Source organism: Streptomyces sp. SPB162 (genome assembly GCF_029504575.1).
In the GTDB taxonomy this organism is placed as follows: Bacteria; Actinomycetota; Actinomycetes; order Streptomycetales; family Streptomycetaceae; genus Actinacidiphila.
In genome coordinates this window covers 1,520,750-1,542,114 of the sequence record NZ_JAQFII010000001.1, presented here as the reverse complement: position 1 = coordinate 1,542,114, position 21,365 = coordinate 1,520,750, and the positions used below count along the sequence as shown (strand labels likewise).

Here is a 21,365-nt window from a genome sequence, read left to right as displayed (position 1 = left end):
GAGGACACCACGGGGCGCGACGTCCAACCGGGATCCCATCGCTTTCGGGCCGCGTGAGTCCCCCCGCGGTCCCCTACAAGGAGTCATCAAGTGGCACGCGTCAAGCGGGCGGTAAACGCCCACAAGAAGCGCAGGGCAGTCCTCGAGGCGGCCAAGGGTTACCGCGGCCAGCGGTCGCGCCTGTACCGCAAGGCCAAGGAGCAGGTCACCCACTCCCTGGTCTACAACTTCAACGACCGCAAGAAGCGCAAGGGCGACTTCCGTCGGCTGTGGATCCAGCGCATCAACGCCGCTGCCCGTCAGAACGACATGACGTACAACCGCCCTCATCCAGGGTCTGAACGCCGCCAACATCGAGGTGGACCGCAAGATCCTCGCCGAGCTGGCCGTCAACGACCCCAACGCCTTCGCCGCGCTGGTCGAGGTCGCCAAGAAGGCGCTGCCGACGGACGTCAACGCGCCCAAGGCCGCCTGAGAACGACGCGACGGGGTACTGCCGGGGTCGCCCCGAGTGATCCCCACCGCAGTCCCCGGACCCGCAGGCTGAGCCTGCGGGTCCGTGTGCTGTCCCGCGCCGTACGCCATCTCCCGGATCCACCGAGAAGCGAGCACTCCCCATGGCGAGCCCCGAGCCCGAGCTGACCTCCGTGCGATCCCCGCGTGTCACCGCGGCCCACCGGCTGGCCAAGCGCAGCTTCCGCGGCAAGGAGCGACGGTTCATCGCGGAGGGCCCACAGGCGGTCAGGGAGGCCATCGGCCACCCCGGGGGCGCCGCCGGACGCACCCTCGTCGAGCTGTACGCGACCCCCGAGGCCGCCGAGCGCCACGCCGACATCGTCGCGGCCGCCCGGGCGATCGGGGCCCCGGTGCTGACCGCCACCGACGAGGTCGTCGCCGAGATCTCCGACACCGTCACCCCGCAGGGCATCGTCGGCATCTGCCGCTTCCTGGACTCCCCCTTCGACGAGATCCTGGCGTCCGCCCCGAAGCTGGTCGCGGTCCTCGCGCACGTCCGCGACCCCGGCAACGCCGGGACGGTGCTGCGCTGCGCCGACGCGGCCGGCGCCGACGCGGTGATCCTCACCGACGCCTCCGTGGACCTGTACAACCCCAAGTGCGTCCGGGCCTCGGTCGGCAGCCTCTTCCATCTGCCCGTCGCCGTCGGGGTGCCCGTCGAGAAGGCCGTGGCGGGCCTGCGCGCCGCCGGCGTGCGGCTGGTCGCCGCCGACGGAGCCGGGGTGCGGGACCTGGACGCCGAACTCGACGAGGGCACCATGGGCGGTCCCACCGGGTGGATCTTCGGCAACGAGGCCTGGGGCCTGCCGGAGGAGACCCGCGCACTCGCCGACGAGGTGGTACGCGTCCCGATCCACGGCAAGGCCGAGAGCCTCAACCTCGCCACGGCCGCCGCCGTGTGCCTCTACGCCTCCGCCCGGGCGCAGCGTGCGCCCGGAGGGTGCCGCTCCGTCACATCCAGCTAGTAGGGTTGCGGCCCGGGGGAGCCCTGAGAAGGGGGTGCGGGGATGGATGTCGCGGCGACCGAGAGCACCACGCCTGCCACGCTCACGGGCTGGGCGGCGGGCCTGGACGAGTACGGGCTGACGCCCGACGACCTTCCCGACGGGCTCGTCGTAGCGGACGAGGACGGCCGGGTGATCTGCTTCAACTCCGCCGCCGCCCGCATCACCGCGCTGCACCCGGCGGACGTGCTGGGCGTGCCCATCGAGCGGGCGCTGCCGCTGGAGGACCTCGAAGGCCGCCGCTGGTGGGCGCTGACCGACCCGTACCGGGGGCTCGCGATCAGGGTGGGCCAGCCGGAGCGGAACCTGCTGCTGCCCGGCGGCCGCGAGGTGCTGGTCTCCGCGCGCTATCTGCGCACCCACCCGACCGGGCCGGTCCGCCGGCTCGTCGTCGCCCTGCGCGGCACCGAGGCGCGCCGCCGCACGGAGCGCAGCCACGCCGAGCTGATAGCCACCGTCGCGCATGAGCTGCGCTCGCCCCTCACCTCGGTCAAGGGGTTCACCGCGACACTGCTGGCCAAGTGGGAGCGGTTCACCGACGACCAGAAGAAGCTGATGCTGGAGACCGTCGACCAGGACGCCAACCGCATCACCCGGCTCATCGCCGAGCTGCTCGACATCTCCCGGATCGACTCCGGCCGCCTGGAGGTGCGCCGGCAGCCGATCGACATCGCCGCGATGGTGCTGCGGCACGTGGACTCGCACGTGGCGGCCGGGCAGTCCAGGGAACGCTTCCTGATCGACGTCACCCAGCCGCTGCCCGCCCTGTGGGCGGATCCCGACAAGATCGACCAGATCCTCGGCAACCTGCTGGAAAATGCGGTGCGGCACGGCGAAGGACAGGTCACCATCGAGCTGGGGCCCTCCTTCCTGAGCGCCCCCGACAAGGACCGCGCGGAAGGTACGGCACTGACGGTGAGCGACGAGGGCCCCGGCATCCCCGAGGAGTCGATGAGCCGCGTCTTCACCCGCTTCTGGCGGGGGAGCAAGCGCGGCGGCACCGGCCTGGGCCTCTACATCGTCAAGGGCATCGTCGAGGCGCACGGCGGGACGATCGCGGTCGGCCGCGCTCCCGGCGGCGGCGCGCAGTTCCGATTTATCCTGCCCGTCGGGGCGCCGGCGTTCATGGCCTGAGCCATGGCCCATCCGGTCCGACGGGCGTGACCGGCTCATCAGCGCGGCCCCAGTAGACTCGGACCCTTGGCTTGTGTCCGGTCGGGCAGGCCGCTCACAGCACCCACATCGGAACGGGAAGAGATGTCGGCACCGAACAAGTCGTACGACCCTGTCGAGGTCGAGGCACTGAAACCCGAAGAGATCGAGCGCATGCGGGACGAGGCGCTCGCCGCCATCGCCGCGGCCGCGGGCCTCGAGGAGCTGCGCGAGGTCAAGGTGGCGCACACCGGCGACCGCTCGCCGCTCGCGCTCGCGAACCGTGAGATCGGCGCGCTGCCGCCGCAGGCGAAGGCCGAGGCCGGCAAGCGCGTCGGCCAGGCCCGCGGCGCGGTGAACAAGGCGCTGGCCGGTCGGCAGGCCGAGCTGGAGGCCGAGCGCGACGCCCGGGTGCTCGTCGAGGAGGCGGTGGACGTCACGCTGCCCTACGACCGCGTCCCGGCCGGTGCCCGGCACCCGCTGACCACGCTCTCGGACCGGATCGAGGACGTCTTCGTGGCCATGGGCTACGAGGTCGCCGAAGGCCCCGAGATCGAGGCCGAGTGGTTCAACTTCGACGCCCTGAACTTCCCGCCGGACCACCCGGCCCGTGAGATGCAGGACACCTTCTTCGTCCAGCCGCTGAACGGCGGCTCCGACGGGGAGTCCGCGGAGTCCGGCGTCGTGCTGCGCACGCACACCTCTCCCGTGCAGATCCGGTCGATGATCGACCGCGAGCCGCCGGTCTACGTGATCTGCCCCGGCCGGGTCTACCGGACCGACGAGCTGGACGCCACGCACACCCCGGTCTTCGCGCAGGTCGAGTTGCTCGCCATCGACGAGGGCCTGACCATGGCCGACCTCAAGGGCACGCTGGACCACATGGTCCGGGCGTTGTTCGGCGGCGACCTCACCACCCGGCTGCGGCCCGCGTACTTCCCGTTCACCGAGCCGTCCGCCGAGATGGACATGCAGTGCTTCGCGTGCCGCGGCGAGTCGGCCGTCAACCCGGACCGCCCCTGCCGGACCTGCTCCTCCGAGGGCTGGATCGAGCTGGGCGGCTGCGGCATGGTCAACCCGCGGGTGCTCACCGCGTGCGGTGTCGACCCCAGGAAGTACAGCGGATTCGCCTTCGGTTTCGGCATCGAGCGGTTGCTGATGTTCCGTCACAACATCGAGGACATGCGAGACATCATCGAGGGTGACGTGCGTTTCACCCTTCCGTTCGGGATGGAGATCTGATGCGGATCCCGCTTTCTTGGCTGCGGGAGTACGTCGACCTGCCCGCCGGCGAAACCGGCCGTGACGTCCAGGCCAAGCTCATTTCCTCCGGCCTCGAGGTCGAGACCGTCGAGCAGCTCGGCGCCGGCCTGACCGGCCCGCTGGTGGTCGGCAAGGTCCTCACCATCGAGGAGCTGGAGGGCTTCAAGAAGCCGATCCGCTTCTGCACGGTCGACGTCGGCACCGCCAACGGCACCGGTGAGCCGCAGGAGATCGTCTGCGGCGCCCGGAACTTCGCCGTCGGCGACAAGGTCGTCGTGGTGCTGCCCGGTGCGACGCTGCCCGGCGACTTCAAGATCGCCGCGCGCAAGACGTACGGGCGGACGTCGCACGGCATGATCTGCTCGGCCGCCGAGCTGGGCATGGGCGACGACCACGACGGCATCATCGTGCTGCCGCCGGAGCACGAGGCCGGCACGGACGCCATCGCGCTGTTGGAGCTCGTCGACGAGGTGCTCGACATCGCCGTCACCCCGGACCGGGGCTACTGCCTGTCGATGCGCGGTGTCGCCCGCGAGACCGCCATCGCCTACGGGATCTCGCTGAGCGACCCCGCGCTGCTCGACGTGCCGCCGCCGAACGCGTACGGCTACCCCGTCAAGGTCGGCGACCCGGTCGGCTGCGACCGCTTCACCGCCCGCACCGTGGTCGGCCTGGACCCCGAGGCCCGCTCCCCGATCTGGCTCCAGCGCAGGCTGCAGAAGGCCGGCATGCGGCCGATCAGCCTGGCCGTGGACGTCACGAACTACGTGATGCTGGAGCTCGGTCAGCCGCTGCACGCCTATGACCGGGCTCGGATCGACGGCCCGATCGGCGTCCGCCGCGCGCAGCCCGGCGAGAAGCTCACCACGCTCGACGGCGCCAAGCGCGTGCTGGACGCCGAGGACCTGGTGATCACCGACAACAGCGGTGTGATCGGCCTGGCCGGCGTCATGGGCGGCGCCAACACCGAGATCGCGGACGCCGTCCGCGACGAGACGACGGGCGAGGTGCGCGGCACCACCGACGTCGTCATCGAAGCCGCGCACTTCGCGCCGGTCGCCATCGCCCGCACCGCCCGCCGGCACAAGCTGTCCTCCGAGGCGTCCAAGCGCTTCGAGCGCGGCACCGACCCGCAGACCACCTCGGCCGCCGCGCAGCGCACCGCCGACCTGCTGGTGCTGCTCGCCGGCGGTACCGCGGAGCAGGGCGTCACGGAGGTCATCTCCCCGTCCGCCCCGCGCTCGATCTCCATCCCGGCCGATCACCCGGACCGCGTCGCGGGCACCGAGTATGGCCGGGAGACCGTGGTGCGCCGGCTGCAGGAGGTCGGCTGCGACGTCTACGGCTCCGACGAACTCGTCGTCACCGTCCCGAGTTGGCGCCCGGACCTCACCGACCCGAACGACCTCGCCGAAGAGGTCATCCGGCTCGAGGGGTACGAGAACCTGCCGTCGACGCTGCCCAAGCTGCCGTCCGGCCGCGGTCTGACCGGATCGCAGCAGCTGCGCCGCCGGGTCGGCCGGGCGCTGGCCGGCGCCGGCTACGTCGAGGTGCAGAACACGCCGTTCCTTGGCGAGGCCGCCTTCGACCAGCTCGGCCTGGAGGCGGACGACCCGCGCCGTCGCACCGTCAAGCTCGTCAACCCGCTCTCCGACGAGGAACCGGCGATGCGCACGACGCTGCTGCCGGGGCTGCTGGGCACGCTGCGCCGCAACATCGGACGGGGTGCGCACGACCTGGCCCTGTTCGAGACCGGACTGGTCTTCCGGCCCACCGGCACGGAGCCGGCGCCGCCTCGGCTGCCGGTCGACCGCCGGCCCACGGACGAGGAGATCGCGGCCCTGAACGCCGCGCTGCCCGAGCAGCCGCGCCGGGTCGCCGTCGCCCTGTCGGGCGCGCGCGAGCAGGCCGGCGTGTGGGGCAAGGGGTACGCGGCGAGCTGGGCGGACTCCGTCGAGGCGGCCCGTACCGTCGCCCGCGAGGCCGGGGTCGAGCTGATCGTCCGCCAGGACCAGCACGCCCCGTTCCACCCGGGCCGCTGCGCGGCGCTGCTCGCCGTCGTGGAGGGCGCGGAGATCCTCGTCGGCCACGCCGGTGAACTGCACCCGCGGGTCCTCAAGGCGCTGCACCTGCCGGACCGGACCTCCGCCATGGAGCTCGACCTGGACCGCGTGGAGCGGGCCTCCTCCGGCCCGGTCCCGGCGCCCCGGGTGTCCACCTTCCCGGTGGCCACGCAGGACGTCGCCCTGATCACCGACGCGTCCGTACCGGCCGCCGAGGTGGAGGCCGCACTGCGCTCCGGCGCCGGCGCGCTGCTGGAGTCGCTGCGGCTGTTCGACATCTACACCGGCGAGCAGGTCGGCGAGGGCCGGAAGTCCCTCGCCTACGCCCTGCGCTTCCGGGCCGCCGACCGCACGCTGACGGCCGAGGAGACGACCGCCGCCCGTGACGCGGCCGTCGCCGCGGCCACCGCGGCCACCGGTGCGGTGCTGCGCGGCGCGTGACCGGAGGCCGTGCTCGAAGGAGCGCCTGACCGAACGCCGATGGGGCGCACCCGGATCTCCGGGTGCGCCCCATTCGTCGCTGCCGGCCCGGCGAAGGGCGCAGCCGCGGGCCTACTCACGGGATTCCGGCCGGTCCAGGATGCGCAGCCAGCTGCCGTCCGGCTGGCGGCGGGCCACCTGGGCGCGGCCGCCGGTGCCGTCGGCGGACCGGGTCGCGGTCAGTGCCAGATCGCCGTTGACCAGGGTGGGCAGCGGCTCCTCCAGGGTGAACCGCGGTGCCTGCCGCAGCAGTTGCTCGATGACGCCGCGGATCGCCTGCCGGCCGACGGTCTCGCTGCGGGGCGGGAATCCCAGCACGGCGTCCGGCTCGTAGAGCGCGGCGACCCCCTCGGCGTCGCCCGCGTTCGCCCGCTCCACGAACAGCCGGGCCAGGTCCTCGGGGTGTGCGGCGGCTTCTCGGGTGGTGGCCATGGGCGTTCGCCCTCCTATCGTCGTTCACCGGATGGTGCGCTTCTCCTGTCCAGGGTGCGGCGCTCATGTGCGGAAGTCGAAGAGATGGATCGTATGAGGTGCAGAAGTAGGCGTTATGCGTCAGTGCCTGTCTTCAACCGCAGGTTCCTTCGCTCGATCGGGTGATTCCGCAGGGCGCAGCATCGCGGGTGAGGTATTGATCGACAGAATCGGTCACGACGCGGGGCCCGCCCCCTGTGGGGCGTACCGTCGCCGACCGCGCCAACGGCTGCGAGGGGGAGCCGGCGGATGATCCGTATCAGAGCGGTTTCCGGGGCGCCCGGCCTCCCGTCCGGTCTCCCGGGCTTCCTGCTGTTCGTGCTGCCCGGCGTCTGGTGCGGGCTGGTGCTGGTGGCCGCCTCGGTGGCGCCCGGAGTGAAGCTGCTGCCGGCGCTGGCGGTGGCACCCGCCATCGCGTGTGTGGGCAGCGGCCGGCGGCAGTGCGTGCTGGCCAGCGGTGCCACGGCGCTCGTGGCGCTGCTGTCGGAAGCGGTGGGGCGGGGCGCCCGCGAGGCGCAGGAGTGCCTGGGCACCGCGCTGGCGGTCCTCGCGGTGGTGGCCCTGTGCTACCGGATGGCCGGTCGCCGGGCGGGCATGACCGCAGAACTGGAACGCACCCGCGAGATCGCCGTCGCCACCCAGCGGGTGCTGCTGCGGCCGCTGCCGCCGCGGGTGAACGGGTACGCCGTGGCGGGCGAGTACCTCTCGGCGTGCGAGGGCGCACGGGTCGGCGGCGATCTGTACGAGGTGCTGGCCACGCCGTACGGTCTGCGCGCGGTGCTCGGCGACGTCCGGGGACACGGCCTGACCGCGATCGACTCGGTCGCCGCGCTGCTCGGCAGCTTCCGCGAGGCCGCGTACGACGAACCGGAGCTGACCGGCGTGCTGGCCCGGCTGGACCGCTCGCTCCACCGCCACTTGCGGCAGCGCTCGTGCGCCGAGCACCCGGCGGTGGCGGGCACCGAGTCGCAGAACCCGGTCGCCGAGGAGTTCGTCACCCTGCTGCTGGTGCAGCTGGGCGACGACGGCACGCTGGAGAGCGTCAACTGCGGCCATCCGCAACCCTATGTCGCCGGACCGTACGCGAGCGGCGAGCGGCCGTGGGCGCTGGCTCTGGGGGATCCGCTGCCACCGCTGGGCCTGCTGGACGACGGCGACCGCGCCGCCCCGGCCCACCGCGGTGTGCTGCTGCCCGGCCAGGCGCTGGTGCTCTACACCGACGGACTGCAGGATGCCCGCAACACGTCCGGGACGTTCTTCCCGCTGCCCGAAGCCGTGGCGTCCGCGGCCGCCGACGCGCGGATCGGCGGCGCACTGACCGCCGCGCCCCTCGCCCGTGCGCTGAGCGCCGCGGCCCTGCGGCACACCGCCGGCCGACCGGTGGACGACACGGCGCTGCTCGTCCTGCTCCGTGAGGTGGCCCGCGTCCCGCTGCGGCTCCGCCGCGCCGCCCTGTCGGCAACGCCGAACGGCTGAGGCAGCTCAAGGGGTTCACCAGGACAGGCCGGACAAATGCAGGTTCCGTCGCACGGCGGGCAACGGTGTGATCGTCACCACCGGCGGGACGCACGAGTCCAGGTCCAGCGCGGTGAACGGGGCGGACTCCGTCAGGCGCAGGGCCCGTGATCCCGTGGCGCGGGAGGCCGCGGGCACGAAGAAGCAGTAGTCGCGGTCCGGCGCGGCGGGCAGACACGCGTCACAGGCCCAGACGGCGAAGTCGCCGCCCTCACGCGGGCTCAGAGTGCCGACCCGTGTCGTCCCGGCGCCGCTCGCCGCGCAGCGGAAGCATGTACCGGTCACGGTCGGGCCTCCAGGGGAGTGTCTTCGCGGACCGCACCACCCGCCCTGCCGCGGTGTGCCTGGCAACGCAGGACGAGTGGTGCGGGGTGGGGCCGCCGCCAATGCACGAGGGGGAGTCGGCGGCCTGGGTCACAGTCAATCCTCCGGCCCACCCCTGGGGGAGCGTGTGCGACCGGCATATGCGGGTGCTCCGTTCACACCCCGTGTGAACGGGGTGGGACTACGCTGCGCGCAGTGGGCGAACCCAGGGGGCCCGGATGGAACCCAACACGCTGTTCGACGCCGTTCTCGACGAGGCGGGTGCCTCGCACGCTGGACTGGCGGCCCGGGTCAACGCGTTGGGCCGGACCCGAGGGGTGCCCCTCCGGTACGACCGCACGGCCGTGACCCGCTGGATCAAGGGCCAGCGCCCTCGCGGTGAGGTGCCCGACCTGATCCGCGAGGTGCTCGGCGGCCTGGTCCAACGCCCGCTGACCCTCGCCGACATCGGGATGGACCGGGGGGCGGTGGTCCCGACGGCGGGCTCCCCGCTGACCGGATTCGTGGAACGCGCCACGGCGTTATGGCGTGCCGACGAGCAGCAGCGCCCCCATGTGCGCACCGCACCCGTACTGACCGGGCCCAAGGCCGTCATGCCGCTGTGGGAGTGGGAGAACCCGCCGGAGGACATGGACGTCTCCAGAACCGGGGTGCAGCGGGTGACCGGCGCGGACGTGGCCATGCTGCACGCCGCCCGCGCGCACTACGAGGAGCTGTACCGGGGCGCGGGCGGCGTGGCGACCCGCGACCGCGTCGTCGGCTTCCTGAACGTCCAGGCCGCGCCGCTGCTGCGCGGGCGCTACTCCGATCCGCTGGGCCGGCAGCTGCACCGCGCGGTCGGGGCGCTCGTCGGGATCGCGGGGATCTGCGCCTACGACACGGACGCGCACGGGCTCGCGCAGCGCTACTTCCACCAGTCGCTGCGGCTGGCCAAGGCGTCCGGGGACCGGGGTCTCGGCGCCTGCGTGGTCGGCATGCTCGTTTACCAGTCGCTCCATCTGCGGGACTACCGGCAGGCGGTGGCGTTCGCCGAGGCGGCGCTGCGCACGGCCGGTCACAGCGTCACCCCGGCGCTGGCCGCCGACCTGTACGCGATGCAGGCCAAGGCGTACGGGCGGCTCGGCGACCGGCCCAGCGCCCACCGCTGCGCCCGGCTCGCCGAGACCGCGGAGCAGCGCATCAGGGCCGAGGAGGAACCCGCGGAGACCGCCTATGTCCAACCGGGTCTGGTGGACGTGCAGTTGGCCGAGACGTACATGAGCCTCGGCGAGCTGCGGCCTGCCCTCGAACACGCGGTCCAGGCGGTGAGCTCCCCCTCGCACGCGCGGGGGCGGGTGCACCGGCTGGCCGTGCTGACCCACGTGGAGCTGCGCCGGGGCGAGGCCGATCACGGCGCGACGCTCGCGGTCCGGATGGTGGAGCAGGGGCGGGGTATGGAATCGCAGCGTCTGCGCGACCGGTTCGCGGCGGTCCGCCACCACCTGGCCACCTACGACAGTGTGCTGGCGGTCCAGGCCGCGGGGCTCATCGACGAGCTGCTCCGCGTTCCACTGTGACGCTGATGCGAGCTGCGATGTTGTCACCATCCGAAAGGAAGGTGGCGGAATCGTGCAATGGAAGAACCTTAGTGAGCGAACTGTGTACAGAAACCGCTGGATGCGCGTCAATCTCGCCGATGTCGAGTTGCCGGACGGGCGGCACCTCGACCACTACCTGATCAGGCTGCGCCCCGTCGCGCTGGCGACCGCCGTCAACGAGGCGAACGAGGTGCTCCTGCTGTGGCGGCACCGCTTCATCACCGACAGCTGGGGATGGGAGCTGGCGGCCGGGGTCGTCGAGGACGGCGAGGACATCGAGACCGCGGCGGCCCGGGAGATGCTGGAGGAGACCGGTTGGCGCCCGGGGACACTGCGGCACCTGCTGACGGTCGAGCCCTCCAACGGCCTCACCGACGCCCGTCACTTCGTCTACTGGTCGGAGGAGGCTACGTTCGTCGGTCACCCGGAGGACGACTTCGAGTCGGACCGGCGGGAGTGGGTGCCGCTCAAGACCGTGCCGGACATGGTCGCGCGGGGCGAGGTCCCCGCGTCGAACATGGCCGCCGCGCTCCTGATGCTGCATCACCTGCGCCTTGGCTGATGCTCCCGGCCGAGCAGGCTGTTCAGGACGTGGAGCGCGGCCGCCCGCCGTGCGGGCCTGCGGGACCACACGGCGGGTGCGGCGGCGCCGATCAGCAGCAGGAGGGAGAGGGCGGCGACCGCGACCGCGGGCAGCAGCGCGCGGCGCCCGCCGACGAGGATGGTGAGTGTGCTGAGAGGGAGGCTGAGGATCACGGGGGAGAGTGCTCTATGGGGATGGTCCGGTCTCATGTAAAAATAGTGAAGCACGGTAGAGACGTTTCGTCTACGAATTGGGACGGTGGGCATGGTGGGCAGCGAACGCCGCGATCAGCTGTCCCGGTTGGTGCAGGAGGCGCAGACGGCAGGGGACTCGTACCAGGACCTCGCCGACCGCGCCATCGACCCGGTGACCGGGGCCCACCGTCTCCAAGCCCTATCTGCACAAGCTCGCCCGCGGCCAGGTCGCCACCGCGCCCGGCCCCGTCCAGCTGCGGGCGATCGCCGCCGCCCTGCGACGGCCGGCCGCGCTCGTGCAGCGGGCCGCCGCCGAGCAGTACCTCGGCTGGGTCTCGGACGAGGTGCAGGGCTACGACGACGACATGCGCGTCATCGTCACGTACGCCGAGGCGATGCCGCCGGCGGAGCGCCGGCAGCTGCGCGCGACGGTCGAGGCATGGGAGCGGGCGCGCGCCGAGGAGCGGTGAACGCGCTCCCGCCGGTCTGCGGCGATGTCCGGCCAATCGGCCCGTCGGTCGTGCGGTAGTTGGCCGGTACGGCTGTTGTCGGTACACGGACCCGGCGGTACGTTCCCCGTGACGCGCATCCGGTGCCTGGATTCCGCCGGCCGCGCGTGCCACCGATGGGGAAACACCGTGCTCCGGATCGTCTACCTCCTGGCCCCTCTCGAACCCGATGTCGGCGCGGTCGTCCGCGAACGCCGCGGCCGGGTCGAGGTCTACCTCTCCGACCGCCACCACACCCATGACGGGGTCGCGGCCCTCAACAGCGCCTGCGAGGAGCTCCTCGCGGCAGGGCACTGGTTCCAGCTCTGGAAGGGCGAGATCGTCTCGATCCGGTCGCCCGAGCACTGACCGGACGACCGGCGCCCGTTCCCGGCGGCGGTCAGAGCGCCGGCCGCAACCGTCAGCGCGCCGGCCCGGCCGCCTTCAGGGCGGTCACGGTCGCCGCCGCGAGGCTGTCCAGGTAGCCGGCGGGCAGGGCGGAGCGGATCACGGCGAGCCGCCAGTAGAGCGGACCCGCGATGAGGTCCAGGGACATGTCCGCGTCGGTCCCCGCCGCCAGCTCGCCGCGCTCGACCGCCTTGCGCACGACGGCCGCCGAGATGCCGCGCTGGGTGTCGCGCAGCGCCGTCTGCAGCGCCGCGGCGATCTCCGGGTTGCGCGCCGCCTCGGCGAGCAGGTCCGGGATGATCTGCGACGCGACCGGGTGCCGCAGGGCGCGTGAAGTGACCTCCAGCAGTAACCGGACGTCACCGAGGAGCGAGCCGGTGTCCGGCGCGGGCATCCCCTGGACCGCCACGGCGGACACCGTGTCGAGCACCAGTGGCAGCTTCGAGCGCCAGCGCCGGTAGACCGCGGCCTTGCCGACCCCGGCCCGGCGGGCGATCCCCTCGATGGACATCCGGCCGTAGCCGACCGCCGCCAGCTCGTCGAAGACGGCGCTGCGGATGGCGTCCGTCACGTCCTCCCGGAGCACGGCGGCTCCCGCGGGGGCGCGACGAGGGGTTCGGGGCTCCGTAGGCATGCCTCCGAGCCTAGCGTGACGTAGCGACGGAACGGTTGCGTTCCCTTCAATTCATGCTCTACGGTCGTGTCACACGACGAGACGGATCCGTTCCGTCGCGGCGCGTTCACTCCCCGTTTTCGCCCCGAACGAAAGCGCCTCACATGAGCTTGCACACGGACGCCCCCGCGGCGGCGCAGGACCTGGACAGGCCCGACGGCGGGCTGTCGGCCGCTGATCTGGCGGCGAAGTACGGGCTGTCGGTCAGTGGTGCCCGGCCGGGCCTTGCGGAGTACACCCGGCAGTTGTGGGGCCGGCGGCACTTCATCAACGAGTTCGCGAAGGCGCGGACGCAGGCGCAGTACACCGATGCGCGGCTGGGTCAGTTGTGGCAGGTGATGACGCCGTTGCTGAATGCGGCGGTGTATTACCTGATCTTCGGGTTGTTGCTGGGGACCGATCGTGGTGTGCACAACTTCATCGCGTTCCTGGTGACGGGCATTTTCATCTTCACGTTCACCCAGTCGTCGATCATGAGTGGTGTGAAGGCGGTGGCGGGGAACCTGGGGTTGATTCGGGCGTTGCATTTCCCGCGGGCGTCGATGCCGATCGCGTTCACGTTGATGCAGTTGCAGCAGTTGCTGATGTCGATGCTGGTGCTGTTCTCGATCGTGTTGATGACCGGTGAGGTGCCGACCTGGTCGTGGTTGCTGGCGGTGCCGGCGTTGTTCGTGCAGTCGGTGTTCAACGCGGGTCTGGCGTTGGCGGTGGCGCGGTTGGGCAGCAAGATGACGGACTTGGCGCAGTTGATGCCGTTCATCTTGCGGACGTGGATGTACACGTCGGGGGTGATGTACAGCATCGCGAACTTCACGAAGGATGCCCCGTATTTCGTGCGGGTGTTGCTGGATGTGAATCCGATCGCGGTGTACATCGATCTGATGCGGTTCGCGTTGATCGACAGTGTGACGGCGGAGCAGATGCCGCCGCATGTGTGGGCGGTCGCGGTGGGCTGGGCGGTCGTGGCGGGTGTCGGCGGGTATGTGTATTTCTGGAAGGCTGAGGAGAAGTACGGCCGTGGCTGAGCAGAGCGAATCCCGTGTGCCGACCGTGATCGCGGATGAGGTGCACATTGTGTACCGGGTGCGGGGTGCGGGCGCCGGCAAGGGTAGTGCGACGGCTGCCCTGGGGCGGATCGTGTCGCGCAAGTCGTCGCCGAACGTGCGGTTGGTGCATGCGGTGCGGGGGGTGAGTTTCACCGCGTATCGGGGTGAGGCGGTTGGGTTGATCGGGTCGAACGGGTCGGGTAAGTCGACGTTGTTGCGGGCGATCGCGGGTCTGTTGCCGCCGGAGAGCGGCCGGGTCTACACCGATGGCCAGCCCTCGCTGTTGGGGGTGAACGCGGCGTTGATGAACGATCTGACCGGTGAGCGGAACGTGATTCTCGGCGGGTTGGCGATGGGGATGTCGCAGGAGGAGATCCGCGAGCGGTATCAGGGGATCGTGGAGTTCTCGGGGATCAACGAGAAGGGTGATTTCATCTCGTTGCCGATGCGCACGTATTCCTCGGGTATGGCGGCGCGGCTGCGGTTCTCGATCGCGGCGGCCAAGAACCATGACGTGCTGATGATCGACGAGGCGCTCGCCACGGGCGACCGCTCCTTCCAGCGCCGCTCCGAGGCCCGTATTCGTGAGCTGCGCAAGGAGGCGGGCACGGTCTTCCTGGTCAGTCACAACAACAAGTCGATCCGTGACACCTGCGACCGGGTGCTGTGGCTGGAGAAGGGCGAGCTCCTGATGGACGGCCCCACCGACGAAGTGGTCAGCGCGTATGAGAAGGCCCACGCGTAGAAGACCGTCATACAGAGAACCGTCATGAAAAGAAAGGAGCCGGCCCGCCGTCGGAACGGCGGGCCGGCTCCTTTCGCGCCGTATCCGTGCTGTCGGTACGTGCTGTCAGTACTGGTAGAAACCCGCATGGGTCTTACGGCCCAGACGGCCCGCGTCGACCATGCGCTGGAGCAGCGGGGGAGCGGCGTACAGCGGCTCCTTGAACTCGTGGTACATCGAGTCCGCGATGGCGGCGATGGTGTCGAGACCGATGAGGTCGGAGAGCTTGAGCGGACCCATCGGGTGCGCGCAGCCCATCTCCATGCCGTTGTCGATGTCCTCGCGACTGGCGATTCCGGACTCGAACATCCGGATCGCCGACAGGAGGTAAGGGACCAGCAGCGCGTTCACGACGAAGCCGGAGCGGTCCTGGGCGCGGATCGCGTGCTTGCCGAGGACGTCGGTGACGAGGCTCTCGGTGCGCTTGAGCGTCTCGTCGGCGGTGGTGAGGGCCGGGATCAGCTCGACGAGCTTCTGCACCGGGGCCGGGTTGAAGAAGTGGATCCCGAGCACGTACTCGGGACGCGAGGTGGCCACCGCGAGCTTCACCAGCGGGATGGACGAGGTGTTGGAGGCGAGGATCGCGTCCGGCCGGGTCACCACCTGGTCGAGGACCTGGAAGATCTCGGTCTTGACCTGCTCGTTCTCGACCACCGCCTCGATCACGAGATCGCGGTCGGCGAACTCGCCGAGGTCGGTGGTGAAGCTCAGGCGGGCGAGTGTCGCGTCGCGCTCCTCCTCGGTGATCTTGCCGCGCTCCGCGGCCTTCCCGAGGGAGTTCGTCAGCCGGGTGCGGCCGAGCTCCAGAGCCTCGCCGGTGGTCTCCGCGACGCGGACGTCCAGTCCGGCGCGGGCGCAGACCTCCGCGATACCGGAGCCCATCTGGCCGGCCCCCACCACTCCGACGCGCTGGATGTCGCTCACTCGTAAGCCTTTCGCTGTGGTACAGGAATAAGCGGGCACACCACGCGGTAGCGGGTATGCCCGATCCGACGTTACTCCGCCGGTGTGGAGGATTGCTCCGGCCCCCCGGCCCCACCATCATCAGCGGGACAGCACCCGACGACCAGGGGGCACGGATGGGGCACATCACTCGCAGGACCTTCGCCGTGGGTGCCATCGGCACCGCCGGCGCGGTGGCCGCGGCGGCCGCCACCGGGACACCCGCGGCGGCGGCCGCCATGGCACGGGACGCGGCGTCGGAGCGCCCGGCGCGGCAGTTCCGCGGCATGTGGATCGCGACCGTCGCCAACACGGACTGGCCCTCCGCGCCCGGTCTGCCGGCCGCCGAGCAGCGGCAGGAGCTGCTCGACCTGCTGGACACGGCCGTCGAACGCCGGCTCAACGCGGTGATCCTCCAGGTCCGGCCCACCGCGGACGCGCTGTGGGCGTCGCCGTACGAGCCGTGGTCGCAGTACCTCAGCGGGACCCAGGGCCAGGACCCCGGCTGGGACCCGCTCGGCACGGCGGTGCGCGAGGCGCACCGGCGTGGTCTGGAACTGCACGCCTGGTTCAACCCGTACCGCATCGCCAACCACACCGACCCGAGCCGGCTCGTCCCGACCCACCCGGCACGGCTGCACCCCGAGTGGGTCGTCCCGTACGGCGGGAAGCTGTACTACAACCCCGGGCTGCCGCAGGTGCGGCGGTTCGTCCAGGAGGCGATGCTCGACGCCGTGCGGCGCTATCCGGTCGACGCGGTGCACTGGGACGACTACTTCTATCCGTACCCGGTGGCGGGGCAGGTCTTCGACGACGACGCCGCGTACGCCGCCCACGGTGCCGGCTTCCCGGACCGGGCGGCCTGGCGGCGCGACAACACCGACCGACTGGTGCGCGAGACGGCCGTCCGCATCCGGCGGATCCGGCCGCGCACCCGCTTCGGGATCAGCCCGTTCGGGGTCTGGCGCAACCGGGCGACCGACCCGCTCGGCTCCGACACCACGGCGGGCGTCCAGACCTATGACGACCTGAACGCCGACACCCGCGGCTGGGTGAAGAAGGGGTGGATCGACTACATCGTGCCGCAGGTGTACTGGAACATCGGGTTCCCGGCGGCCGACTACGCCGAGCTCGTCCCCTGGTGGGCGGACGTGGTCGCGGGCACGGGCGTCGACCTGTACGTGGGCGAGGCGCTCTACAAGGTGGGTGTCGCGGGCCAGCCCGCGGCCTGGCAGGACCCCGCCGAGCTCTCCCGCCACCTCACCTTCGACCGCGACTTTCCGCAGGTGCGCGGCAACGTCTTCTTCTCGTCGACCCAGGTGGCTGCCGACCCGCTCGGGGCGATGACCCGCGTCGTGGCCGACCACTACGGAAGCCGCGCGAACCCACCGCACTGACACCCCGAGCCCGCGGCCCGCCAAGTCCCGTCCCGGGTGCGGTGGTTACCGCGGGCCGCGTCGGATATTCGTTCGATCAAGGGCGTCACGCCTGTTAACGTCACGGTGTGGCGAAACTCAATCAGATCATCGCGGTCGAGAAGGGCGTCAAGTCCAAGTCCCATCAGGAACTGACCGCTTCCCATCACGACCTGCAGAAGCCCGCTCTGCTCTCCGGGCTCTCCCGGACCTACCAGCCGAAGGACGAGGAGGGCGAACAGCTGCCCCCCGAGTCGACCCGGGTCCAGATCAAGGCCGAGGACGTGCTGCGGACGACCGCGCTCACCCTCACCCGGCTCTTCGACGTCACCGCCACCAAGGACTGGGCGAACTGCGAGGCCCGCGCCGACGTGACGGTCGACGGCCGCCCGCTGGTGCGCGAAGTGCCGGTCTCGTACCTGCTGTTCCTCGAGAAGCAGCTGGTCGACCTGCACACCTTCATCCGCAAGCTCCCGGTGCTCGACGCCGCGGAGTCGTGGAACCTCGACCCGTCGAGTGACGCGTGGAAGACCGAGCCCGTACGCACCATCCGTACGAAGAAGGTGCCGCGCAACCACGTGAAGGCCGAGGCGACGGAGAAGCACCCCGCCCAGGTCGACGTGTACTACGAGGACGTGCCGGTCGGTTACTGGACGACCGTCAAGTTCTCCGGCGCCCTTCCCGCCCGGCGGGTCAACGAGCTGCTCGAGCGGATCGAGAAGCTGCAGAACGCGGTCAAGTTCGCCCGCGAGGAGGCCAACAGCGCGGAAGTCACCGACCAGCGGGTCGGGGACGCCGTACTCGGCTACCTTCTCGGGCCGTAGCAGGCCACACCCAACAGACCCCCTCCGCCGGTGTGCGGAGGGTGCGCCAGGAGCGCAAAGCTCAGTTTGAAGCTTGTCGTGACGACACGGTTCCAGTGGGGGTTCGAGTCCCTCTCCCGGCACCACCGGCCGGGGTAGCCCAACAGGCAGAGGCAGACCGTGATCAATCTCAGACTCTTGCTCCAGACTCAGCATTCGCCGCCGATCGCCGGATCCACCGGGTTCGGGCTTGGTCGTCAGGTGCCGGTTCGAATCCGGTCCGCCGCTCTCCTTCCTGCGGCGGTAGTTCAATGGCAGAACAAGTCGACGTGAAATTGACCCGCACCCCCTCGCGCCGGCGTGTGCATATGGGCGGCACCAACAGGGGCCCGGAAGCTGGACACGCTTCCGGGCCCTGCTCCGTGTCCCGGTCCTTCCCGCACCAGGGCCCCGCTCCGTGTCCGGGCACGGGTCCCGGCCCGTGCGCAGGCCCAGGTAGCCTGAGGGCACAATGAACCGTTTGACGACGTCATCGGGTGCGTACGACCTCACCCGCTTCCCCGAGGACCCCCGCGACAGGCTCCGCGCCTGGGACGCCGCCGACGAGTACCTGCTGCGGTACCTGGACGGCATCGACGCGGAGCCCGTGGACCTCGCCGGCACCGTCGTCGTGCTGGGCGACCGGTGGGGCGCGCTGGTCACCGCGCTCGCCGCGCACCGGCCCGTGCAGATCACCGACTCCTTCCTCACCCAGCAGGCGACCCGGGCGAACCTGGCGCGCAGCGGGGCGGGGGCCGGCGCGGTACGGCTGCTGTCGGCCATGGACCCCGTCCCGGACCGCATCGACGTCCTGCTGGTCCGGGTGCCCAAGAGCCTCGCGCTGCTGGAGGACCAGCTGCACCGGCTCGCACCGCGGCTGCACGCGGGCACCGTCGTCGTGGGCACGGGCATGGTCACCGAGATCCACACCTCGACGCTCACCCTCTTCGAGCGGCTCATCGGTCCGACCAGGACGTCACTGGCGGCGAAGAAGGCCCGGCTGATCTTCAGCACGCCGGCCGCCTCGCCCGTCCGTGGCGACAGCCCGTGGCCGCGCACGTACGAGCTGCCCGCCGACGTGGGCGCGGCTTCCGGCCTGGCCGTCACCAACCACGCGGGCATCTTCTGCGCCGACCGCCTCGACATCGGCACCCGCTTCTTCCTGCGGAACCTCCCGCGGCGGCAGGGCCCCGAGCGCGTCGTGGACCTGGGCTGCGGCAACGGGGTGGTCGGAACGGCCGCGGCGCTGGCCGATCCCGGCGCCGAGGTGACGTTCGTCGACGAGTCCTACTCCGCGGTGGCCTCGGCCGAGGCCACCTTCCGGGCCAACGCCGGGCCGGACGCCAAGGCCGAGTTCCTGGTCGGTGACGGCCTGTCGTCCGTGCCCGCCGGCTCGGTGGACCTGGTGTTGAACAACCCGCCGTTCCACAGCCACCAGGCGACGACCGACACGACGGCCTGGAGCATGTTCACGGGATCCCGCGACGCGCTGCGCGCCGGGGGCGAGCTGTGGGTCATCGGCAACCGGCACCTCGGATACCACGTGAAGCTGCGCAAGCTCTTCGGGAACTGCGAGGTCGTCGCGAGCGACCCGAAGTTCGTCATCCTGCGAGCGGTGAAGCGCTGACCACCGGCGGCCTCACGCGGCCGCCGCGTCCCGCAGGGCGCCGATCAGGGCCGACAGGGCCGGCGCGGCCGGTGAGGTCTCGCGCACCGCGGCGTAGATCGACCGGACCGGCTCCGGTCCGCGTACCTTCCGCACGGCGACGCCGGGATGGCGGTGTCCCAGTCCCAGCGTCGGCATCAGACCGACTCCGAGGCCGGCGGCGATGAACCCCTGCGCGGTCGTGTGGTCCTTGCTCTCGACCACGAAGTCCGGGCTGAAGCCCGCCGCCGCGCAGGCGTCGACCACGGATTCCAGGCAGGGGCCCGCGGGCCACTCGTTGCCGACCCACGGCTCGTCGGCCAGCTCACTCAGGTCCAGCGTCTTCTTCGCCGCGAGCCGGTGGCCCTTGGGCAGCACGGCGCGGTAGGTGTCGTCCAGCAGGTGGACGAGCCGGACGCCCGGGCTGGGCAGGTCGCGCGGAAGCACCACGATCGCCAGATCGGCCCGGCCCTGCCGCACCTCGGTCAGGGGGCCGCCGTCGGCGGAGGCCGGAGACTCCTCGGTGTCGTCGAGCCGGAGGTCGATGCGCACGCCCGGGTGTTCGGCGCGCAGCCGCGCCACGGCGGGCGCGACCAGCGTCGCGCCCGCCGTGGCGAAATAGCGGATCGACAGCTGCCCGGTGCGGCCGGCCCGGAGGTCGGCCAGCGCCGTCTCCGCCTCGGCGACGTTCCTGCTGATCACGGCCGCGTGCTCGGTGAGCAGCAGTCCGGCCGCCGTCGGCCGTACGCCGCGACCGAAGCGTTCGAGCAGCGCCGTCCCGGCCTGCTTCTCCAGCGCCGCCACCTGCTGGCTCACGGCGGACGGCGTGTACCCGAGGTTCAGCGCCGCCGCGGTGACCGAACCACTGGTGACGACCGCCCGCAGCACCTGCATACGTCTCACATCGAGCATGTAGGAGAGCTTAACGGTGCGTGCAACTCTTTTCTCTTGTCCTGTCGGGTCGATCGCGGGCACGGTGATCACAGGAGACCGGACCAGCGATGGACCGGAACGGCGACAGAGGAGACAGCAGTGAGCGGCAGTAGCAGATCCGGCCCGATGTCATGGGTGCGGATGGGCGTCCTCGCCCTGCTGTGGGGATCGACGTTCCTCTGGATCAAACTGGCGCTGGACGGGCTGTCGCCCGCTCAAGTGACCTTCACCCGCTGCGCGTTGGGCTCCGTCGTTCTGCTCGTCCTGTGCCTGTCGGGACGCCGCGGACTGCCGCGCGACCGCGTGACCTGGGGTCATATCGTGGTGGCCGCATTCTTCTGCAACGCGCTGCCCTTCGCCCTGTTCAGCGTCGGCGAGCAGACGGTCGACTCCGGCGTAGCCGGCGTCCTCAACGCGACGACCCCGCTGTGGTCCCTGTTGATCGGACTCGCCATCGGGACCGAACGCCGGCTCCACCCCGCCCGGTTGGGCGGACTGCTGCTCGGATTCGCGGGCACGCTGCTGATCTTCGCCCCGTGGGGCCGGGCCGGGCTGGTCAGCTGGGGCGCCGCCGCGATGCTCGGGGCGGCGGCGAGTTATGCCGTCGCGTTCGCCTACATGGGACGCCATCTGGTCGGGAAGGGCACCGCCACCATCGCGCTCTCCGCGTCGCAACTCCTCGCCGCGACGGGACTCAGCGCGCTGGCCCTGCCGCTCGGCGGTCTGACCGCCGTGCATCCCGGGCCCGCGGCGCTGTCGGCCGTCGTCGTCCTGGGAGTGTTCGCCACCGGCATCACCTTCCACCTCACCTACCGCCTCATCGCGGACGAGGGCGCCACCAACGCCTCCACCGTCGGATACCTGCTGCCGGTGGTCTCGGTGGGCCTGGGCGCGATCGTGCTGCACGAGAACGTCGGCCTCAGGACCGTCGCGGGCATGGCCGTGGTGCTGGTCGGCGTGGGCCTGACCCGCCGCCCGGCGCGGCCGCGCGCCGACGCGGGTGCGGCGGCCGGGTCGGTGGCCGTCGGCGGCTGCTCGCGCTGAGCG

21 protein-coding genes and 1 pseudogene are annotated in these 21,365 nt (G+C 71.4%); 16 read left to right on the top strand and 6 right to left on the bottom strand.

The genetic code is table 11. The features are described from left to right. Positions 1 to 90 precede the first annotated feature (90 nt). The 5 genes and pseudogenes from rplT (at position 91) to pheT (ending at position 6,439) form a co-directional block, all read left to right on the top strand. A pseudogene (gene rplT / locus M2266_RS07185) lies at positions 91 to 475 on the top strand (50S ribosomal protein L20). 142 nt (positions 476 to 617) lie between these two features. Beyond that, positions 618 to 1,481 carry an RNA methyltransferase gene (locus M2266_RS07180; RefSeq protein WP_277437396.1) on the top strand — a complete coding sequence of 288 codons (864 nt, stop codon included), beginning with the start codon at positions 618 to 620 and terminating at the stop codon, positions 1,479 to 1,481. 42 nt (positions 1,482 to 1,523) lie between these two features. Next, the gene (locus M2266_RS07175) at positions 1,524 to 2,654 is read left to right on the top strand and encodes an ATP-binding protein (protein WP_277437395.1); all 1,131 of its coding nucleotides are present in this window, start codon (positions 1,524 to 1,526) and stop codon (positions 2,652 to 2,654) included. 123 nt (positions 2,655 to 2,777) lie between these two features. Beyond that, positions 2,778 to 3,914: a phenylalanine--tRNA ligase subunit alpha gene (gene pheS / locus M2266_RS07170; protein WP_277437394.1), complete on the top strand. Its 1,137-nt coding sequence runs from the start codon at positions 2,778 to 2,780 to the stop codon at positions 3,912 to 3,914. Beyond that, positions 3,914 to 6,439, top strand: a complete 2,526-nt coding sequence (pheT, locus tag M2266_RS07165) for a phenylalanine--tRNA ligase subunit beta (RefSeq protein ID WP_277437393.1) — start codon at positions 3,914 to 3,916, stop codon at positions 6,437 to 6,439. Before pheS ends, pheT begins: the two co-directional genes overlap by 1 nt. Before the next feature lie 111 nt (positions 6,440 to 6,550). On the opposite strand, the gene M2266_RS07160 is transcribed toward pheT, so the two are convergent. Continuing rightward, positions 6,551 to 6,910, bottom strand: coding sequence for a nuclear transport factor 2 family protein (locus M2266_RS07160; protein ID WP_277437392.1), 360 nt, complete (start codon positions 6,908 to 6,910; stop codon positions 6,551 to 6,553). 288 nt (positions 6,911 to 7,198) lie between these two features. On the opposite strand from M2266_RS07160, the gene M2266_RS07155 reads away from it, so the two are divergent. Next, positions 7,199 to 8,425: a PP2C family protein-serine/threonine phosphatase gene (locus M2266_RS07155; RefSeq protein ID WP_277437391.1), complete on the top strand. Its 1,227-nt coding sequence runs from the start codon at positions 7,199 to 7,201 to the stop codon at positions 8,423 to 8,425. Positions 8,426 to 8,440: 15 nt separating this feature from the next. On the opposite strand, the gene M2266_RS07150 is transcribed toward M2266_RS07155, so the two are convergent. Then, positions 8,441 to 8,749, bottom strand: a complete 309-nt coding sequence (locus M2266_RS07150) for a hypothetical protein (protein ID WP_277437390.1) — start codon at positions 8,747 to 8,749, stop codon at positions 8,441 to 8,443. Positions 8,750 to 9,006: 257 nt separating this feature from the next. Here M2266_RS07150 and M2266_RS07145 point away from each other — a divergent pair, with 257 nt between their 5' ends. Then, positions 9,007 to 10,344 (top strand): transcriptional regulator, encoded by a 1,338-nt coding sequence (locus M2266_RS07145; protein ID WP_277437389.1) that lies wholly within the window; start codon positions 9,007 to 9,009, stop codon positions 10,342 to 10,344. Between the two features lie 52 nt (positions 10,345 to 10,396). Further along, positions 10,397 to 10,927 (top strand): NUDIX hydrolase, encoded by a 531-nt coding sequence (locus M2266_RS07140; protein WP_277437388.1) that lies wholly within the window; start codon positions 10,397 to 10,399, stop codon positions 10,925 to 10,927. On the opposite strand, the gene M2266_RS07135 is transcribed toward M2266_RS07140, so the two are convergent. Next, complete coding sequence (locus M2266_RS07135; RefSeq protein WP_277437387.1) at positions 10,909 to 11,157, bottom strand: hypothetical protein; 249 nt, start codon at positions 11,155 to 11,157, stop codon at positions 10,909 to 10,911. The two genes, M2266_RS07140 and M2266_RS07135, sit on opposite strands and share 19 nt — an antisense overlap. A 281-nt stretch (positions 11,158 to 11,438) precedes the next feature. On the opposite strand from M2266_RS07135, the gene M2266_RS07130 reads away from it, so the two are divergent. Together M2266_RS07130 and M2266_RS07125 are read left to right on the top strand one after the other, a co-directional pair. Beyond that, positions 11,439 to 11,612, top strand: coding sequence for a hypothetical protein (locus M2266_RS07130; protein ID WP_277437386.1), 174 nt, complete (start codon positions 11,439 to 11,441; stop codon positions 11,610 to 11,612). A gap of 168 nt (positions 11,613 to 11,780) precedes the next feature. Then, positions 11,781 to 11,999, top strand: coding sequence for a hypothetical protein (locus tag M2266_RS07125; RefSeq protein WP_277437385.1), 219 nt, complete (start codon positions 11,781 to 11,783; stop codon positions 11,997 to 11,999). 52 nt (positions 12,000 to 12,051) lie between these two features. Here M2266_RS07125 and M2266_RS07120 read toward each other — a convergent pair whose 3' ends face one another. After that, positions 12,052 to 12,672 (bottom strand): TetR/AcrR family transcriptional regulator, encoded by a 621-nt coding sequence (locus M2266_RS07120; RefSeq protein ID WP_277437384.1) that lies wholly within the window; start codon positions 12,670 to 12,672, stop codon positions 12,052 to 12,054. Positions 12,673 to 12,815: 143 nt separating this feature from the next. Between M2266_RS07120 and M2266_RS07115 the strand changes: the two genes are divergently transcribed. Further along, on the top strand, positions 12,816 to 13,736 hold the full coding sequence (locus tag M2266_RS07115) for an ABC transporter permease (protein WP_277437383.1): 921 nt from the start codon (positions 12,816 to 12,818) through the stop codon (positions 13,734 to 13,736). After that, on the top strand, positions 13,693 to 14,502 hold the full coding sequence (locus M2266_RS07110) for an ABC transporter ATP-binding protein (protein ID WP_277437382.1): 810 nt from the start codon (positions 13,693 to 13,695) through the stop codon (positions 14,500 to 14,502). The genes M2266_RS07115 and M2266_RS07110 overlap by 44 nt, the downstream gene beginning before the upstream one ends. 105 nt (positions 14,503 to 14,607) lie before the next feature. Here the strand turns inward: M2266_RS07110 and M2266_RS07105 are convergent, their stop codons facing one another. Next, entirely contained in the window at positions 14,608 to 15,465 is an 858-nt protein-coding gene (locus M2266_RS07105) for a 3-hydroxybutyryl-CoA dehydrogenase (RefSeq protein WP_277437381.1), read from the bottom strand. 155 nt (positions 15,466 to 15,620) lie between these two features. On the opposite strand from M2266_RS07105, the gene M2266_RS07100 reads away from it, so the two are divergent. From M2266_RS07100 to M2266_RS07090, 3 genes are all read left to right on the top strand, one after another. Beyond that, the gene (locus M2266_RS07100; RefSeq protein WP_277437380.1) at positions 15,621 to 16,880 is read left to right on the top strand and encodes a family 10 glycosylhydrolase; all 1,260 of its coding nucleotides are present in this window, start codon (positions 15,621 to 15,623) and stop codon (positions 16,878 to 16,880) included. Between the two features lie 107 nt (positions 16,881 to 16,987). Continuing rightward, positions 16,988 to 17,722: a hypothetical protein gene (locus M2266_RS07095; protein WP_277437379.1), complete on the top strand. Its 735-nt coding sequence runs from the start codon at positions 16,988 to 16,990 to the stop codon at positions 17,720 to 17,722. A 490-nt stretch (positions 17,723 to 18,212) separates the two neighbouring features. Beyond that, complete coding sequence (locus M2266_RS07090; RefSeq protein WP_277437378.1) at positions 18,213 to 19,367, top strand: methyltransferase; 1,155 nt, start codon at positions 18,213 to 18,215, stop codon at positions 19,365 to 19,367. Positions 19,368 to 19,379: 12 nt separating this feature from the next. Here M2266_RS07090 and M2266_RS07085 read toward each other — a convergent pair whose 3' ends face one another. Next, positions 19,380 to 20,297 (bottom strand): LysR substrate-binding domain-containing protein, encoded by a 918-nt coding sequence (locus tag M2266_RS07085; protein WP_277437377.1) that lies wholly within the window; start codon positions 20,295 to 20,297, stop codon positions 19,380 to 19,382. A gap of 162 nt (positions 20,298 to 20,459) precedes the next feature. Between M2266_RS07085 and M2266_RS07080 the strand changes: the two genes are divergently transcribed. Further along, positions 20,460 to 21,362, top strand: a complete 903-nt coding sequence (locus tag M2266_RS07080; protein ID WP_277441092.1) for a DMT family transporter — start codon at positions 20,460 to 20,462, stop codon at positions 21,360 to 21,362. Positions 21,363 to 21,365: the final 3 nt, after the last annotated feature.